This window comes from Streptomyces goshikiensis, from assembly GCF_014650555.1.
GTDB lineage: Bacteria > Actinomycetota > Actinomycetes > Streptomycetales > Streptomycetaceae > Streptomyces > Streptomyces goshikiensis.
On sequence record NZ_BMVE01000017.1, the window covers coordinates 46,195 to 62,564 of the forward strand.

The window sequence follows — 16,370 nt, forward strand, 5'->3', positions numbered from 1 at the left end:
GCGCGGCCGCCGGGCCCCGGGTTGCCGGGCCGGGGGCCGTCTCGGCGGCTGACCGCTCCAGACGCGCCCGGGTACCGTCGCGCGGGGCGGGGTGGGGGTCGGGAGCGGCGTGGGCGGGTTTGGTCAGCGGGTTTCGGGGCCTGCCAGGTGGCGGGCGATGACCATGCGCTGGATCTGGTTGGTGCCCTCCACGATCTGGAGCACCTTCGCCTCGCGCATCAGCCGCTCCACCGGGAAGTCCGCCGTGTAGCCGTAGCCGCCGAGGATCTGGACCGCGTCCGTCGTGACGGACATCGCCGCGTCCGTACAGAACAGCTTGGCCATCGCCGCCTGCCGGGAGAACGGCTTACGCGCGTCCCGCAGCCGCGCCGCCGCGAGGTACAGCGCGCGGCCCGCCTCGATCTTCGTCGCCATGTCGGCCAGCATGAACCGCAGGCCCTGGAAGTCCGCGATGGGGTGGCCGAACTGCTTGCGGTCCAGCGCGTAGGTCACGGCCTCGTCCAGCGCCGCCTGGGCGACGCCGACGGCGCAGGCCGCAATGCCGAGGCGGCCGGCGTCCAGCGCGGCCAGCGCGATGGTGAAGCCCTGGCCCTCCTCGCCGATGCGGCGCGAGTCCGGGACGCGGACCCCGTCGAAGTGCAGCTGGGCGGTGGGCGAGCCCTTCATGCCCATCTTCTTCTCGGGGACGGCCGCCGTCAGGCCCTCCACGTCGCCCGGGACCAGGAACGCCGTGATGCCCTTCGGGCCGGGCGCGCCGGTGCGGGCCAGCACGGTGTAGAAGTCGGCGACGCCGCCGTGGGTGATCCAGGCCTTGGTGCCGGTGATGACCCACTCGTCGCCGTCGCGCACCGCCTTGGTGGTCAGCGAGGCCGCGTCGGAACCGGCGGCCGGCTCGGACAGGCAGTACGCGCCGAGCAGCCCGCCGCCGAGCATCGCGGGCAGGTGGGCGGACTGCTGCTCCTTGGAGCCGTAGCCGGCCAGGCCGTGGCAGGCCAGCGAGTGCACGCTGACGCCGAGGCCGACGGTCAGGCGGGCCGCCGCGAGTTCCTCCAGGACCTGGAGGTAGACCTCGTACGGCTGCTCACCGCCGCCGAAGCTGCCGTCGTACGGAAGACCGAGCAGCCCGGCCTCGGAGAGCAGGGTGAAGACCTCGCGGGGGAAGCGCCCGGAGTCCTCCTCCTCGGCGGCCCGGGGACGGATCTCCCGCTGGGCGATCTCACGTACGAGGGCGAGGAGGTCCCGGGACTCCTCGGTGGGCAGCTGACGGTCCACCGGCTGCGGGGCGCGGTCTGTCATGGCGGCGCTCTCCTCCCTGGTCGGGCACGGCGGCGGCGCGTGAAGGTGTGGGACGCGACGCCGGATCTCGGTGCTCTCACAGCCGATGCTGCCCTTTCGGATCACGAAAGGGGCTGATCAGTGGCTGCGGCGGCTTGAGTATGCCCGATCAGGCGCGTCCCGTCACCGGGGCAAGATCATCGGCCTGACCGAACGGTCCTTCGGGAAGGGGCGGCGGGGGACACTCCGGGACGAACTCCCCGATGACGGTGAGCGTGGCGCGCAGCTGGCGCACCAGGAGGGCGCCGAGCCGGTCCCGGTCCGGCCGCCCGTCGACCCCGTCGGCGCCGTCGGCGCCGTCGGCCGGTGCGGCGATCCACTCCAGCGTCGTCCCCTCGACCGCGGCGAGCCATCCCACCAGCGCGAGCCGGGCGATCGGCGGGATCTCGCGCCGCCCGTACGCACCCTCGGCGATGGCGGCCACCAGCTCCTCGCGGACGGCGTCCCGGATGGCGAGCACCTCGGCGTCGGAGCCGACGCCGCCGGTGACGATGGTGCGGTACGCGGCCTGGTGGTGCTCGGCGTAGGCGAGGTAGCCCTCGATGGTGCGGCGCACCCGCTCGACGCCCGGGAGGTCGGTGTCCCCGCTGGCGCGGGCGACGAGTTCGGCGACGGAGTCCTCGACGATGGCGAGGTAGTAGCCGCGCTTGCTCGTGAAGTAGTAGTAGATCAGCCCCTTGGCGACGCCCGCCTGCTTGGCGATGTCGTCCATGGAGAGCGCGTCGTACGAGGTGTCGGCGAACAACCGCCGCCCGATCGCGATGAGTTCCGCTCTGCGGGTCTGCGAGCGCAGGGTCGAGCCACGCTGTTGACTATTGTTCAAATCCGGCCCCAGCCTCGAACTGCCTCAGGATGCCGGAAGTATCGCAGAGCCGCCCTGGAGGGTGGACCCGGGCCGGGAGGAGGGCGTCAGAGCCAGCCGACCTGGGTGACGAACATGGCGACGACGACCACCAGCGTCCAGCCGAGCACGTGCTCCAGCCAGGAGGAACCGTCCTCGGGGCCGCCGGTGCGCAGGAGGTTCCGGGCGCGGGCGGTGAGATCCGTGGCAGCGGTGGCGGTGGGGTCTGCGGTCGCGGTCATGGCGTCCAATGTGCCAGCGTTCGCGGCTTTCGCGGTAGATGATGCTGGTCACTCGTGGCGCACGTCACGCCGCCGGCGCCGGTCCTCCCCGACCTCCGCTCCCGCTCCCCCTCCCCCGCCCCGGACATCGTCGAGCCCCGGCCGGATCGCGACCGGGGCCCGGCGTGCTCGGGGTCAGGCGGTGCGTTCGCGGCCCGCCATTCCGGCCATGACCAGGGCGAGGCACAGGGCGACGGCGCCGGTGATGACGTTGTTGACCACGGTGCGGGTCGTGTCGACATTGCCGGCGATGACCCAGGGAGCCACGATCGTCCAGGCTCCGAGGCCGACCGCCGTCCAGGCCATCGCGTGGGTGCGCTCGTAGGCGGAGCCGAGCCCGCTCATGCACACGCAGTAGGCCAGGCCGGTGATCAGGTTGTTGACGGCCAGCGCGCCCAGGACGCTGAACCCCGCGATCCACGGGGAGGCCGCCAGGTACAGGCCCGTGATCAGGGCCAGCGCCTCCACGGCCTGCGCGGCGGGGGTACTGGTGACCCGCTCGAACCGCGTCCTCATCTCGGCGAGGTCCGGGTGGTGTTCGATGCTGTGAGTGGTCATGGTGGGCCGCCTCCGCGTAGAAACGTTTATACGCCCTTTATGCCCCATATTGCGCTTGTCATACCTCGCGGTCAACGGTTGCGGCGACGGTATGTCCGGCCTCTTTCCGGCCCCGCTCTCACAGCACCCCGACCGCCCTCAGCGCCGCGATCTGGGCCGGGTTCGGCCGGGCCGGGCCGTAGAGGTAGCAGATGCCCCCGCTCCCCGAGACGACCTTGCCGGCCGTGTTGTGGCGCTTGGTGCGCAGCCAGATGGTCTCCCATTCGGCGCGCTTGTAGACGCGGCGGACGGCCGCGTTGTCGGCCGAGTTCGGGTCGTTGGCGATCACGTCTCCGGCTGCGGTGAAGCCGATGACGGTCATCAGGTGGCCGGCCGTGCCGTAGCCCGCCCCGGTGAGCTCCTCGGGGCGGAAGGACTGGGAGGTGATCGCGGGGATGCCGGCTCGGACCAGGGTCTCCAGGTCGGCGAGGGAGCCCAGCCGGGTGACGACGCCGCCGAGCCCGCGGTAGGTGGCGGCGTACGCGGCGTTGAAGGGCCAGTTGCCGCAGCCCTTGTAGGCGGCGTCGTAGGTGGAGCGGGCCGCGTGGCAGACCTGCGGGTCCTTGTAGGCGCGGTCGACCCAGGCCAGGGCGCCGGCGCTGGCCCTGCCGCCCCAGTACTCGATGATCATCTGCGAGGAGGTGGGGCTGCACCAGGCCTCGCCGCCGTTGTCGTACTCGGGGTACTGGCCCTTGTGGGTCTCCTGCGAGTAGCGCGGGACCGTCAGTTCGTGCGCCCCGCCGGAGGAGGGGGCGGAGGCGGGGACGGTGAACCGGTCCGGGACGTCGGAGACCATGGCGCCGGCCAGCCAGACCAGCGGTCCGCCGTCGGCGCCGGGCCTGCGGTGGAGGGTCAGCCGCAGCTGCCAGTCCCTGATCCGCAGCCCGCTCTGCGGGTGGTCGACGGCGAGGGTGTCGGTCCAGACGGTGCTCTTGCCGTCGGTCTGGCCGTCCACGGAGGTGCGGCGGATGTCGCCGTCCCCGGCGGCCCAGCGGCCCATCACGTACCAGGGGCCGGTGGCTCCGTCGGTGTAGGTGGGGCGCAGCTCGATCTGGATCCAGGTGCCGGCCGGGGTGCGGGCGTTCCAGGAGGCGATGGCCTCGGTGGCGGGTACGGCGGGGCGGTGGACCGGGGAGGTCCAGGTGGCGTACTCCCAGGTGGTCTTCTTCCCGGTGTACGGGTCCTGGTACTCGGTGCGGCCGACGGGGGTGTCGATGCGCAGGGCTGGCCGGTCGCCCTCGGCGGCGGCGGTGCCGTGGTGGGTGCCGGCCAGCCAGTGGGCGTGCGCGTACCAGAACCGGTTGTCGACCGTCGCCGGGGTGGCCGCTCCCCCGGTACGGGCGCCACGGGCGGCTCCGGCGGCCGAGGAGCGGCCGCCGGGGACGGTGGCCGTGGCGGCGGCCGCGAGGGCGACGGCCAGCAGGGCCCGGCGTGGTGTGGCTGCGGTCATCGGCGTGGCCCCCCTGGGGTCGGTCTGGTGGGTCGGCTGCTCCACCCTTCCAGTTCCCGGTGCCCGGGTGCCGAAGCCACGACTCCGCGTCGGGGTGACATCCCGGGCGCCCTGGTGCCGGTACCCCGCCCTCTAGGCTGGCCGGGTGGAGCCACGCAGGTCACATCAGTCTGACGAGTCACATGAGTCACTCGAATCCCTGGCGCGCGAGCTCGCCGGGCTGCCCCCCTCGCTCGGCCCCGTGCGCCTGATCGGCATCGACGGGCACGCCGGTTCCGGCAAGAGCACCTTCGCGGGGCGGCTCGCCGAGGCGCTCGGCGGGGTGCCGGTGCTGCACCTCGACGACATCGCCACCCACGAGGAGCTCTTCGGCTGGCAGGAACGGCTGCGCGCGCAGGTGCTGGAGCCGCTCGCCGCCGGGCGGCCCGCGCACTGGGCCCCGTACGACTGGGTCCGGCGCCGCTTCGGACCGGAGCGGGTGCTCGACCCGGTGCCGCTGCTGCTCGTCGAGGGGGTGGGGGCCGGCCGGCGGGCGCTGCGGCCGCACCTGGCGCGGCTGCTGTGGATGGAGACGCCGCGCGCGCGGTCCTGGGGGCGCGGGCGAAACCGGGACGGGCGTGAACTCTCCGACTTCTGGGACGGATGGGAGCGCGCGGAGCTCGCGCACTTCTCGGATGACCCTTCGCGCCCCTTCGCCGACACCCTGGTACGCCAGAGCGGTACGGGATACGAGTGGTCTTCCGGGACGGGTGCGACCTCAGGAACCTCCCCTTCTGTCACTGATGGTGACGGGCTCCCCCAGGCCTGAGCCGCCCCGGAAATCCGCCCGCGCGGGCCCGCTCCGACGCGCTTGACCGGGGGCCCGCGGCCGCCGTACGTTCTCCGTGCACGGCCTGCGAAGGCCGCGGCGGACGCGAAGCCCCCGATTGTTCCCCCGTGATCGGGGGCTTCGTTCTGTCCGCGGCCCGCTCCGCACCGCCGCTCCGCGCCCCCGTACCGCCCCCGTACCGCCCCGATCGTTCACCCTGAGTCACCGTGCGCCCTCGGCGCACCGGCGCCACCGGTGGCCGCCGCACCCTACGTAAGGTGCGTAACCGCAGGTACGATGCAGCCCTGATTTCATCGGCGCAGGAACAACTCACGCGTGCCGCGCGGGGGTTGCCGCGCACCACGGGGGCAGGCTTGTGGGGGATGTGATGGACTTCGGCACTCCGGGCAGCACGCACGCCCCGGCCGAACTCGCCTGGCTGCGCGGGGTCGACGCCTGCACCATGGGCGCGTACCCGCAGGCCGAGGAGGAGTTCCGGGCCGCCGTACGGCTCGATCCGGCGATGGCCGACGCCTGGCTGGGCCTGCACGCCCTCCGGGTGGACACCACCAACGCCTTATTGCGCATGTACGCCCACCGGGACCGGTTCGGGGAGCAGCGGGCCCGGCACCGGCGGACGCTGAACTCCTGGTACTGGCTGGGCTGGTGGGTGCAGCCGGTGCTGGAGAGCCCCCGGGACCTGCTGCTCGCCCACGCCTCGCACTGGCTGGACGGCCGCCACGTACCGGAGCTGGACCAGGCGCTGGCCGCCCTGCCGCCGGTGGACACCGATCCGCAGGTGCGGTTCCTGCACGCCTGCCGGGCGTATCTGGTCAAGGACTGGGAGCAGTTGGTCCGGCACACCGAGCCGCTGGTGGACGATCCGCTGCTGGGCATCGAGGCGGGGCTGTTCGGCGGGATGGCCCGGGTCCGGCTGGAGATGTACGGGCAGGCCGAGCCGCTGCTGTCGACGGCGCTGATGCGCTGCCGCAGCGAGCAGCCTCAGCGCAAGGAGCTGCGCTACTGGCTGGCGCGGGCGCACGAGGGCACCGGGCGCAGTGCGGCGGCGCTGCCGCTGTACCGGGCCGTGCACCGGGTGGATCCGGCGTTCATGGACACGGCGGCGCGGCTGACGGCGATCGAGGACAGCGACTACGTCGACGGCGCGGACGGCTACGCGGGCTTCGGCGGGCACGTGGCCGGAGGGGTCGCCGGTCACGGCCTGTCCCCGCTCGGCGGGGACTTCGCGGCGGTGGCGCTGGGCGGGGGCGGCGGTCCCGTGCAGGACATCGCGGCGGACGGCCAGCTGGACGGCGATCCGCCGGCCGCGCCGGAGCCGCCCGGCCAGCGGTTCGCGCCGCCGTCGGACGCGGGCCGGACGCAGGGCGTACGGCGCAAGGCGTCCGTACCGCCGCAGGGCGCCCCGGTGGGGCTGCCGCCCGGGCCGGCCGATCCGCGGGCCCTGGCCGAGGCGCTCGCGGAGCTGGAGCGGATGGTCGGCCTGGAGCCGGTGAAGCGGCAGGTGAAGGCGTTGTCCGCGCAACTGCACATGGCCCGGCTGCGCGCCGGTCAGGGGCTGCCGGTGCAGCCGCCGAAGCGCCACTTCGTGTTCTCGGGGCCCTCCGGCACGGGCAAGACCACGGTGGCCCGGATCCTGGGCCGGGTGTTCTACGCGCTGGGGCTGCTGGGCGGGGACCACCTGGTGGAGGCGCAGCGGGCGGACCTGGTGGGCGAGTTCCTGGGACAGACGGCCGTGAAGGCGAACGAGCTGATCGATTCCGCGATCGGCGGGGTGCTGTTCGTGGACGAGGCGTACAGCCTGTCCAACTCCGGCTACAGCAAGGGCGACGCGTACGGGGACGAGGCCCTCCAGGTGCTGCTGAAGCGGGCGGAGGACAACCGGGACCACCTGGTGGTGATCCTGGCGGGCTATCCGGCCGGGATGGACCGGCTGCTGGCCACCAACCCGGGGCTGTCCTCGCGGTTCACGACCCGCGTGGACTTCCCGAGCTACCGGCCGCTGGAGCTCACGGCGATCGGCGGGGTGCTCGCGGACGCCAACGGGGACCGCTGGGACGAGGAGGCCCTCGACGAGCTGCGCAGCATCAGCGGGCACGTGGTCGAGCAGGGCTGGATCGACGAGCTGGGCAACGGGCGCTTCCTGCGCACCCTGTACGAGAAGAGCTGCGCCTACCGGGACCTGCGGCTGGCGGGTTTCGCCGGGGAGCCCTCGCGGGACGATCTGGCGACGCTGCGGCTGGCGGACCTGATGCAGGCGTACGGGGAGGTCCTGTCGGGCCGTGGGCCGCAGGACCGCGATCGCCCGGAGCCGCCGCCGATGTAGTGCGTCGGCGGCGGCTCCGGGGCCGGTGCGGTCCGGGGAACGCCCGGCGGGTCAGACCGCCAGCGCTTCCCCGGAGCGTGCGGACACGGCCCGGCCGGGCTCGCGGCGGGCCGCCGGGGCGGTCCGGTGCGCGGGGTCCCGTACCTCGCCGACGAGCATCTCCAGGACGTCCTCCATGGCGACCAGGCCCAGGATCCGTCCGGCCGGGTCGGCGACCTGGGCCAGATGGGTGGCGTCCCGGCGCATGACGCTGAGGGCGTCGTCCAGCGGCAGGGTGGAGCACAGGGTGGTCATCCGGCGCCAGACCCGCTGGGGCACGGCGCGCTCCCGGTCCTCCAGGTCGAGTACGTCCTTCACGTGCAGGTAGCCCATGAAGGCGCCGCCGTCGGAGCGGACGGGGAAGCGGGAGTACCCGGTGCGGACGGTGAGCTGCTCGATCTGCCGCGGGGTGGCCGAGGGGCCGACGGTGACCAGCCGGTCCCGGGCGAGGAGGACGTCGGTGACCCGGCGGCTGCCCAGTTCCAGGGCGTCTTCCAGGCGCTCCTGTTCGACGGCTTCCAGGAGCCCGGCCTGCCGGGAGTCCTTGAGCAGCCGGCCGAGCTGGGCGCTGGTGTAGACGGCCTCGACCTCGTCCTTGGGCTCGACCTTGAAGAGGCGGAGCACCCAGGTGGCGCAGGCGCCGAGCGCGGTCGTGATCGGTCCGCAGAGGCGGGCGAAGGCGACCAGGCCGGGGCTGAACCAGAGGGCGGTCTTCTCGGGGGCGGCCATGGCGAGGTTCTTGGGGACCATCTCGCCGATGACCAGGTGCAGGAAGACCACGGCGGCCAGCGCGAACGCGTAGCCGAGGGGGTGGATCAGGCCCTCGGGAACGTGGACGGCGTGGAAGACGGGCTCCAGCAGCCGGGCCACGGTGGGTTCGGCGACCGCGCCCAGGGTGAGCGAGCAGACGGTGATGCCGAACTGGGCGGCGGCCATCATCCGGGGCAGGTTCTCCAGGCCGTGGAGCACCTGGCGGGCCCGCTTGGATTCGGCCGCGAGGGGCTCGATCTGGCTGCGGCGGACGGAGACGAGGGCGAACTCGGCGCCGACGAAGAAGCCGTTGGCCAGGACCAGGAGCAGGGCGAACAGGAGCTGGAGGGCGTTCACCGGCCCACCGCTTCCAGCCGGGCGGGCGCGGGCACCGCGGCGACGGGCACGGAGTCGGCCGCCGGGGCGGTGCGGACCAGCCGGACCCGTTCGGCGCGGTAGCGGCCGACCTGGCGGACGGACAGCTTCCAGCCGGGCAGTTCCGCGCGGTCCCCGGGGGCGGGGATCCGGCCGAGCAGGTCGGCGACGAGCCCGGCGACGGTCTCGTAGGGGCCTTCGGGCACTTCGAGGCCTATCCGGCGCAGGGTCTGGACGCGGCAGCTGCCGTCGGCCTCCCAGGAGGGGCGGCCGTCCTCGGCGGGTACGGGGGCCAGTTCGGGGCTCTCGTCCTCGGCCAGGTCGTGCTCGTCGCGGACCTCGCCGACGAGTTCCTCCACGATGTCCTCCAGGGTGACCACGCCGGCGGTGCCGCCGTACTCGTCGACGACGACGGCCATCGGCTGTTCGCTGCGCAGCCGCTCCAGCAGCGGCTGCACCGGCAGGGAGCCGGGCACCAGCAGCGGGGCGACGCAGATCCGCGCCACGGAGGTGCGGGCCCGCTCGGCCTCGGGCACGGCGAGGGCGTCCTTGAGGTGGACGACGCCGGTGACCTCGTCGATGCGGTCGCGGTAGACGGGGAAGCGGGACAGGCCGGTGGCCCGGGTCAGGTTGAGCACGTCGGCCGCGGTGGCCGTGTGCATCAGGGCGCTGACCTTCACCCGCGGGGTCATGACGTGCTGGGCCGTGAGCTCGCCCAGCGAGAGGGTGCGTACGAAGAGGTCGGCGGTGTCCTGTTCGAGGGCGCCGGCCTGGGCCGAATGGCGGACCAGGGAGACCAGTTCGCCGGGGGTGCGGGCCGAGGCCATCTCCTCGGTCGGCTCCACGCCGAGCGCCCGGACGAGCCGGTTGGCGACGGCGTTCAGGCCGGCGATAACCGGCCGGAAGGCGCGGGAGAAGACCTGCTGGGGGCCGGCGACGACCCGGGCGACCTGGAGCGGCCGGGAGACGGCCCAGTTCTTCGGGACGAGTTCTCCGACGACCATCTGGACGGCTGAGGCGAGCAGCATGCCGATGACCACGGCGACGCCGGATACGGCTCCCTTGGGGAGGCCGGTCGCGGCGAGGGGGCCGGAGAGCAGTCCGGCGAGGGCCGGTTCGGCCAGCATGCCGACGACGAGGGAGGTGATGGTGATGCCGAGCTGGGTGCCGGAGAGCTGGAAGGACAGCTCCCGCAGGGCCTCGACCACCGTACGGGCACGGCGGTCACCGTCGGCTGCGGCGCGTTCGGCCTCGGGTCTCTCCACCGTGACGAGGCCGAATTCGGCTGCCACGAAGAAACCGTTGGCGAGGATCAGCGCGAAGGCCGCCACGAGCAGAAGTAGCGGGATGATCATGCCGCCGCCTCCGGGGGGAGGGCGGCGCGGGTATAACCGGACGATCCGTCCATTGCTGGAAGGAGTCACTCCTCAAGTAGCAGTTGCCCGCGGGCCACGGGGTCCCGGGGCCGGTGGGAGGGCACACGGTCGTGCCCCGCCACCAGGGTAGTCATTGAGATCGCTGCCGCAATGGGACGCAGCGACAAGGGCGGCTCGGCTCAGCGGCCGTTCGAGCCGGTTCCCCGGTTCTCGGCTAGGGCCCGCAGGGCGCGGGCATCGCCGATGGCCTGGGCCTTGGCCACACCGGGCTGGATGCCGAGGGCCGGCAGGCTGGTGCCGTCGCTCAGGTCGAGGAACACCCACGGGTCGCCGGGGCGCAGGTTCACCCGGAGGATCTGGGCCCACTCCAGGCGCCGGGTGGTCGTCAGGTTGACGACGGTGACCCCGGTCTCGTCCGCGACCACCTTGGGGCGGCTGAGCAGGACGAGCACGGAGGTCAGCAGGACGGCGGTGAAGACGAAACTGATCCGCTCGCCCGGGCTGAGGTTCTCCAGGAGTACGGCGATCGCCGTGATGGTGGCGAACATGGCGAGCCCGACACCCAGCAGGACGGCCCGGGTGCGGGTCGGCCGGAAGGTGACCGGCAGGGCGGGCGGTGCGGGCTGGGCGGCGGACTCGGCCATGATGCTGGTGATGCCTTCTGGAGGGGGTGTACGGATCGGGTGACCGCGTGCGTACGGGTCAGAGACGGCAGGCGTGGATCGAGGTGGTGAGGATCGCGCGCGCGCCGAGCTCGTACAGGTCGTCCATGATCCGCTGGGCTTCCTTGGCGGGGACCATCGCGCGGACGGCGACCCAGCCCTCGTTGTGCAGCGGGGAGACGGTCGGCGACTCCAGGCCCGGGGTGAGGGCGACCGCGCGCTCCAGGTGCTCGGCGCGGCAGTCGTAGTCCATCATCACGTAGCTGCGGGCCACCAGGACGCCCTGGAGGCGGCGCAGGAACTGCTGGGCGCGCGGGTCCTCGGCGTCGGTGGCACGGCCGCGGATGACGACCGCCTCGGAGGTCATGATCGGCTCGCCGATGACCTCCAGGCCGGCGTTGCGCAGGGAGGTGCCGGTCTCGACGACGTCCGCGATGATCTGGGCGACGCCGAGCTGGATGGCGGTCTCGACCGCGCCGTCGAGGTGGACGACGGAGGCGTCGATGCCCTGCTCGGCGAGGTGCTTGGCGACGATTCCCTCGTACGAGGTCGCGATCGTCATCCCCGTGAAGTCCTCCGGGCCCTTCGCGGTGCCGGGCCGGGTGGCGTAGCGGAAGGTGGACCGGCCGAAGTTCAGCGGCAGGATCTCCTCGGCGCTGGCGCCGGAGTCGAGCAGCAGGTCCCGGCCGGTGATGCCGATGTCGAGCTTGCCGGAGGCCACGTAGATCGCGATGTCCTTGGGGCGGAGGTAGAAGAACTCCACCCCGTTCTCGGGGTCGAGGACCACGAGCTCCTTGGACTCCTTGCGCTGCCGGTAGCCGGCCTCATGGAGCATCGCCGACGCCGCTCCGGAGAGTGAGCCCTTGTTGGGGACGGCGATGCGCAGCATGGGGTTTCCTTTGGTGCGTAGGTTGCGAAATGTCGGCTGTGGCGGGCGGGGGGCCCGCGGGAGGAGCTCGGGCCTAGAGGTGCGCGTAGACGTCGTCGAGGGAGATCCCGCGCGCCACCATCATCACCTGGACGTGGTAGAGCAGCTGGGAGATCTCTTCGGCGGCGGCTTCCTTGCCCTCGTGCTCGGCGGCCATCCAGACCTCGGCGGCCTCCTCGACGATCTTCTTGCCGATCGCATGGACGCCCTTGCCCACGAGCTCGGCGGTACGGGAGGTGCTGGGGTCGCCGTTGGCGGCCTTGAGCTGGAGCTCGGTGAAGAGCTCTTCGAAGCTCTTGGAGGGTTCGTTCGCCATGATGGTCCTCAGAATAAGGGGTCCCCCGCCGCCACTCAGCGCCAGGGTTCGCTGACGGTCCGCAGGGTCATGGCGGTGGAGACGGCGGCGGTGACCGCTTCGTGCCCCTTGTCCTCGTTCGACCCCTCAAGCCCGGCGCGGTCCAGCGCCTGCTCGTCGTTGTCGCAGGTCAGGACGCCGAAGCCGACGGGGACTCCGGTGTCGATCGACACCTGTACCAGGCCTTGGGTGACGCCCTGGCAGACGTAGTCGAAGTGCGGGGTGCCGCCGCGGATGACCACTCCGAGCGCGACGATGGCATCGTAACCGCGACCGGCGAGTACCTTCGCCACCACCGGCAGTTCGAAGCTGCCCGGGACGCGCAGCAGGGTGGGCTCGTCGATGCCCAGCTCGTGCAGGGCGCGCAGGGCGCCGTCGACCAGACCGTCCATGACCTTCTCGTGCCACTGGGCCGCGATCACGGCCACCCGGAGGTCGCCGCAGTTCTTCACGCTCAGTTCGGGTGCGCCCTTGCCGCTCACAGCTCTGCTCCTCGGTGCGTTACGTACGTGGTGTGGTTCGGTCGGGTGGTGCGGGTGTTGCGGGTGGTGCGTGGCTACTGGTTGCCGCAGGCGGCCGTGGTCACGGCCCCGTCCAGCCAGGGCAGGTCGTGGCCCATCCGGTCCCGCTTGGTGCGCAGGTACCGCAGATTGTGCTCGCCCGCCTCGACCGGCATCGGTTCCCGGCCGGCGACGGTGATGCCGTGGCGGACCAGCGCCGCGGACTTCTCGGGGTTGTTGGTCAGCAGCCGGACGCTGCGCACCCCGAGGTCGGCGAGGATCTGCGCGCCGGCCCCGTAGTCGCGGGCGTCGGCGGGCAGGCCGAGTTCCAGGTTGGCGTCCAGCGTGTCGCGGCCGCGCTCCTGGAGTTCGTACGCGCGCAGCTTGGACAGCAGTCCGATGCCGCGTCCCTCGTGGCCGCGCAGGTAGACGACCACGCCGCGGCCCTCGGCCTTGATGCGGGCCATGGAGGCGTGCAGCTGGGGGCCGCAGTCGCAGCGCAGGGAGTGGAAGATGTCGCCGGTCAGGCACTCGGAGTGCATCCGGACCAGGATGTCCTCGCCGTCGCCGATCTCGCCGTGGACGAGGGCGACGTGCTCGACCCCGTCGACGGTGGAGCGGTACCCGTACGCCGTGAAGTCTCCGTGGGCGGTCGGGAGGCTGACCTCGGCCTCGCGGCGCACGGTCGGCTCGGCGGAGCGGCGGTAGGCGATCAGGTCCTCGATGGAGATGATCGTCAGGCCGTGCTTGCGGGCGAACGGGATCAGCTCGGGCAGCCGCAGCATGACGCCGTCCTCGCCGGCGATCTCCACGATGGCGCCGGCCGGGCGCAGGCCCGCGAGGCGGGCGAGGTCGACGGCCGCCTCGGTGTGACCGTTGCGGACCAGGACCCCGCCGGGCTTGGCGCGCAGCGGGAAGATGTGGCCGGGCCGGACGAAGTCGGCGGGCTGGGAGACGCCGTCGGCGAGCAGCCGCAGGGTGGTGGCGCGGTCGGCGGCCGAGATGCCGGTGCTGACGCCGTGGGCGGCGCTCGCGTCGACGGAGACGGTGAAGGCGGTCTTCATCGACTCGGTGTTGTGCTGGACCATCTGGGGGAGTTCGAGCCTCTCCAGCTCGGGGCCCTCCATCGGCGCGCAGATCAGGCCGCGGCACTCGCTCATCATGAACGCGATGATCTCGGGGGTGGCCTTCTCGGCCGCGATGACGAGGTCGCCCTCGTTCTCGCGGTCCTCGTCGTCGACGACGACGACCGGGCGGCCGGCCGCGATGTCACGGATGGCCTGCTCGACGGGGTCGAGGCGGAAGGTCTCGGTCTCGCTGGGCACGGGCTTGAGGGTCATGCCGTTGCTCCTTCCAGGGCCGTGGCGGGGTTGGTGCGCGAGCGCTGGTACCAGTCGTAGGCGCCCCACAGGACGAGCGCGCCGTAGATGACGTAGACGAAGGCGGAGAAGGCGTAGCCGCTCGTGTAGGCGAGGGGGACGCCCACCGCGTCGACCAGCAGCCAGGCGAACCAGAACTCGACCATGCCGCGCGCCTGGGCGTACATGGCGACGATCGTGCCGACGAAGATGTAGGCGTCGGGCCACGGGTTCCAGGACAGGCTGGGGAACAGGGTGAAGAGTCCGCCGACGGCGAGGGTGCCGAGGGCTGCCGCGCCGAGGAGGTACCCCCGCTCGCGCCAGGTGGCGAACCGGACGGCGAGCGTGCCGTCCTGGGCCCGCTGCCTGCCGAGGCTCCACTGCCGCCAGCCCCACAGGGCGACGATGACGACGACGAGCTGCTTGCCCGCGTTGCCCGAGAGGTGGCCGGCGGCGAAGGTGAGGAAGAGGATCGCCCCGGACAGGAGCTGGGCGGGCCAGGTCCAGATGGAGCGGCGCCAGCCGAGGGCGAGGGCGATGAGGCCCATCGTGTTGCCGACCATGTCGGACCACAGGATGTGCTGGCCGAAGAGCGTGAACGCCTCGGTGGTGCCGAGCCAGTTCAGGGCGTTCACGACCGCTCCTCCCCGGCCTTGGCGGAGAGCGGGTCGACGCCGGCGGCGAGCAGGCGCTCGACGTACTTGGCGAGGACGTCGACCTCCAGGTTGACCGGGTCGCCGGGCTGCTTGATGCCGAGCGTGGTCAGAGCGAGGGTGGTGGGGATCAGGCTGATGGTGAAGTGGTCGGCCGCGGCCTCGACCACGGTGAGGCTGACGCCGTCGACCGTGATGGAGCCCTTCTCCACGACGTACCGCGCCAGGTGCGCGGGCAGCGCGACCTTGACGAGCTCCCAGTGCTCCGAGGGGGTGCGGGAGAGGATCTCGCCGGTGCCGTCCACGTGCCCTTGGACCAGGTGGCCGCCGAGCCGGCCGCCGAGGGCCATGGGGCGCTCCAGGTTGACCCGGGAGCCCTGTCCCAGGGTGCCGAGGCTGGAGCGGTTCAGGGTCTCCTGCATGACGTCGGCGGTGAACTCGCCGTCGGCGGTCTCCACGACGGTCAGGCACACGCCGTTGACGGCGATGGAGTCGCCGTGCTTGGCGCCCTCGGTGACGACGGGGCCGCGCAGGCGGAAGCGGGAGGCCTCGGCGAGCTGCTCGACGGCGGTGACCTCGCCCAGTTCTTCGACGATTCCGGTGAACACTCAGTGCTCCTTGGGGGCGGTGGGGACGGCTTCGGGGACTGCGGTGACGCGGAGATCGGGGCCGATGCGGACGGTCTCGGTGATCCGGAGCCGGAGCGCGTCGGCGATCGTGTCGATGCCGGCGTCGCCGAGGGCGGTGCGGCCGGCGCCGAGGAGGACGGGGGCGAGGTAGCCGACGACCTTGTCGACGGCTCCGGCGGCGACGAAGGCGCCGGCCAGGGTGGGGCCGCCTTCGAGGAGGACGGAGCGGACTCCGCGCCGGTGCAGCTCGGCGAGCAGGGCGTGGACGGAGATCCCGTTCTCGTCGGCCGGGAGCCGGACCAGGTCCACGCCGGGCAGGTGCCCGGTGTCGGCGTCCTCGGCGACGGCGATGAGGGTGGGGGCGGCGTCGTCCAGGACGCGGGCGCCGGGCCGGACGGTGGCGCGGGTGTCGAGGACCACCCGCAGCGGCTGGTCGGCGGGGTCCGTGCCGGGGCGGCCGCGGACCGCGAGGTGCGGGTCGTCGGCGTGCAGGGTGCCGGAGCCGACGACGACGGCGTCGGCCTCGGCGCGCAGCCGGTGGACGTCGGCGCGGGACTCCGGGGAGCTGATCCAGCGGCTGGTGCCGTCGGCGGCGGCGATCCGGCCGTCGAGGGTGGCGGCGTACTTCCACAGGACGTGGGGGCGCCCGCGCCGTACGGAGGTGAGCCAGGCGGCGTTGCCCTCCTCGGCCTCCTGCTCCAGCAGCCCGGCCTCGGTGGCGATCCCGGCGGCGCGCAGGGTGGCGCCGCCGCCGCTGGCCTGCGGGTTCGGGTCGGAGACCGCGTAGACCACACGGGTGACGCCGGCCTCGATGAGGGCTTGGGCGCAGGGGCCCGTACGGCCGGTGTGGTTGCAGGGCTCCAGGGTGACGTAGGCGGTGCCGCCGCGGGCCGCCGTGCCCGCCGCGCGCAGGGCGTGGACCTCGGCGTGCGGGCCGCCGGCCCGCTGGTGCCAGCCCTCGCCGACGACGGCGCCGCGGGCGTCGGTGATGACGCAGCCGACGACCGGGTTGGGGCTGGTGGAGCCGAGTCCGCGGGCCGCGAGCTCGATGGCTCGGCGCATGGCGGTGGCACGGGTGTCGGTTGCTGC

Annotated in this window: 17 protein-coding genes; 2 read left to right on the top strand and 15 right to left on the bottom strand. The window is 73.0% G+C overall.

From position 1 onward, the window contains the following. Window positions 1-123: 123 nt before the first annotated feature. The 5 genes from IE248_RS32970 to IE248_RS32990 form a co-directional block, all read right to left on the bottom strand. A complete protein-coding gene (locus tag IE248_RS32970) occupies window positions 124-1,296 on the bottom strand; it encodes an acyl-CoA dehydrogenase family protein (protein WP_190032619.1) in 1,173 nt (390 codons plus the stop codon). A gap of 148 nt (window positions 1,297-1,444) precedes the next feature. Then, window positions 1,445-2,158, bottom strand: a complete 714-nt coding sequence (locus tag IE248_RS32975; RefSeq protein ID WP_190032620.1) for a TetR/AcrR family transcriptional regulator — start codon at window positions 2,156-2,158, stop codon at window positions 1,445-1,447. 86 nt (window positions 2,159-2,244) lie between these two features. Continuing rightward, the gene (locus IE248_RS32980; RefSeq protein WP_106433416.1) at window positions 2,245-2,418 is read right to left on the bottom strand and encodes an SCO1431 family membrane protein; all 174 of its coding nucleotides are present in this window, start codon (window positions 2,416-2,418) and stop codon (window positions 2,245-2,247) included. Between the two features lie 174 nt (window positions 2,419-2,592). Next, window positions 2,593-3,015 carry an SPW repeat protein gene (locus IE248_RS32985; RefSeq protein WP_008743119.1) on the bottom strand — a complete coding sequence of 141 codons (423 nt, stop codon included), beginning with the start codon at window positions 3,013-3,015 and terminating at the stop codon, window positions 2,593-2,595. A gap of 118 nt (window positions 3,016-3,133) precedes the next feature. Next, window positions 3,134-4,504 (bottom strand): C39 family peptidase, encoded by a 1,371-nt coding sequence (locus IE248_RS32990; RefSeq protein ID WP_190032621.1) that lies wholly within the window; start codon window positions 4,502-4,504, stop codon window positions 3,134-3,136. A 145-nt stretch (window positions 4,505-4,649) separates the two neighbouring features. Here IE248_RS32990 and IE248_RS32995 point away from each other — a divergent pair, with 145 nt between their 5' ends. Both IE248_RS32995 and IE248_RS33000 read left to right on the top strand, forming a co-directional pair. After that, the gene (locus tag IE248_RS32995; RefSeq protein ID WP_008743117.1) at window positions 4,650-5,312 is read left to right on the top strand and encodes a uridine kinase family protein; all 663 of its coding nucleotides are present in this window, start codon (window positions 4,650-4,652) and stop codon (window positions 5,310-5,312) included. 388 nt (window positions 5,313-5,700) lie between these two features. Further along, the gene (locus IE248_RS33000; protein WP_037797183.1) at window positions 5,701-7,656 is read left to right on the top strand and encodes an AAA family ATPase; all 1,956 of its coding nucleotides are present in this window, start codon (window positions 5,701-5,703) and stop codon (window positions 7,654-7,656) included. 51 nt (window positions 7,657-7,707) lie between these two features. Here the strand turns inward: IE248_RS33000 and IE248_RS33005 are convergent, their stop codons facing one another. The 10 genes from IE248_RS33005 to ribD form a co-directional block, all read right to left on the bottom strand. Continuing rightward, window positions 7,708-8,802, bottom strand: a complete 1,095-nt coding sequence (locus IE248_RS33005; protein WP_037797185.1) for a hemolysin family protein — start codon at window positions 8,800-8,802, stop codon at window positions 7,708-7,710. Continuing rightward, entirely contained in the window at window positions 8,799-10,175 is a 1,377-nt protein-coding gene (locus IE248_RS33010) for a hemolysin family protein (protein ID WP_008743114.1), read from the bottom strand. Before IE248_RS33010 ends, IE248_RS33005 begins: the two co-directional genes overlap by 4 nt. A 200-nt stretch (window positions 10,176-10,375) precedes the next feature. Further along, window positions 10,376-10,840: a PH domain-containing protein gene (locus IE248_RS33015; RefSeq protein WP_008743113.1), complete on the bottom strand. Its 465-nt coding sequence runs from the start codon at window positions 10,838-10,840 to the stop codon at window positions 10,376-10,378. A gap of 58 nt (window positions 10,841-10,898) precedes the next feature. Then, complete coding sequence (gene hisG / locus IE248_RS33020) at window positions 10,899-11,747, bottom strand: ATP phosphoribosyltransferase (RefSeq protein WP_008743112.1); 849 nt, start codon at window positions 11,745-11,747, stop codon at window positions 10,899-10,901. A 73-nt stretch (window positions 11,748-11,820) separates the two neighbouring features. Continuing rightward, entirely contained in the window at window positions 11,821-12,102 is a 282-nt protein-coding gene (locus IE248_RS33025) for a phosphoribosyl-ATP diphosphatase (protein ID WP_008743111.1), read from the bottom strand. Window positions 12,103-12,137: 35 nt separating this feature from the next. After that, entirely contained in the window at window positions 12,138-12,623 is a 486-nt protein-coding gene (gene ribH, locus IE248_RS33030) for a 6,7-dimethyl-8-ribityllumazine synthase (RefSeq protein ID WP_007262951.1), read from the bottom strand. Window positions 12,624-12,697: 74 nt separating this feature from the next. Beyond that, entirely contained in the window at window positions 12,698-13,981 is a 1,284-nt protein-coding gene (locus IE248_RS33035; RefSeq protein WP_073797495.1) for a bifunctional 3,4-dihydroxy-2-butanone-4-phosphate synthase/GTP cyclohydrolase II, read from the bottom strand. Further along, window positions 13,978-14,634: a nicotinamide mononucleotide transporter family protein gene (locus IE248_RS33040; protein WP_174261658.1), complete on the bottom strand. Its 657-nt coding sequence runs from the start codon at window positions 14,632-14,634 to the stop codon at window positions 13,978-13,980. The genes IE248_RS33035 and IE248_RS33040 overlap by 4 nt, the downstream gene beginning before the upstream one ends. Beyond that, complete coding sequence (locus tag IE248_RS33045; protein ID WP_008743108.1) at window positions 14,631-15,260, bottom strand: riboflavin synthase; 630 nt, start codon at window positions 15,258-15,260, stop codon at window positions 14,631-14,633. The genes IE248_RS33040 and IE248_RS33045 overlap by 4 nt, the downstream gene beginning before the upstream one ends. After that, window positions 15,261-16,343, bottom strand: a complete 1,083-nt coding sequence (gene ribD / locus IE248_RS33050) for a bifunctional diaminohydroxyphosphoribosylaminopyrimidine deaminase/5-amino-6-(5-phosphoribosylamino)uracil reductase RibD (RefSeq protein ID WP_100582488.1) — start codon at window positions 16,341-16,343, stop codon at window positions 15,261-15,263. Between the last annotated feature and the right edge of the window lie 27 nt (window positions 16,344-16,370).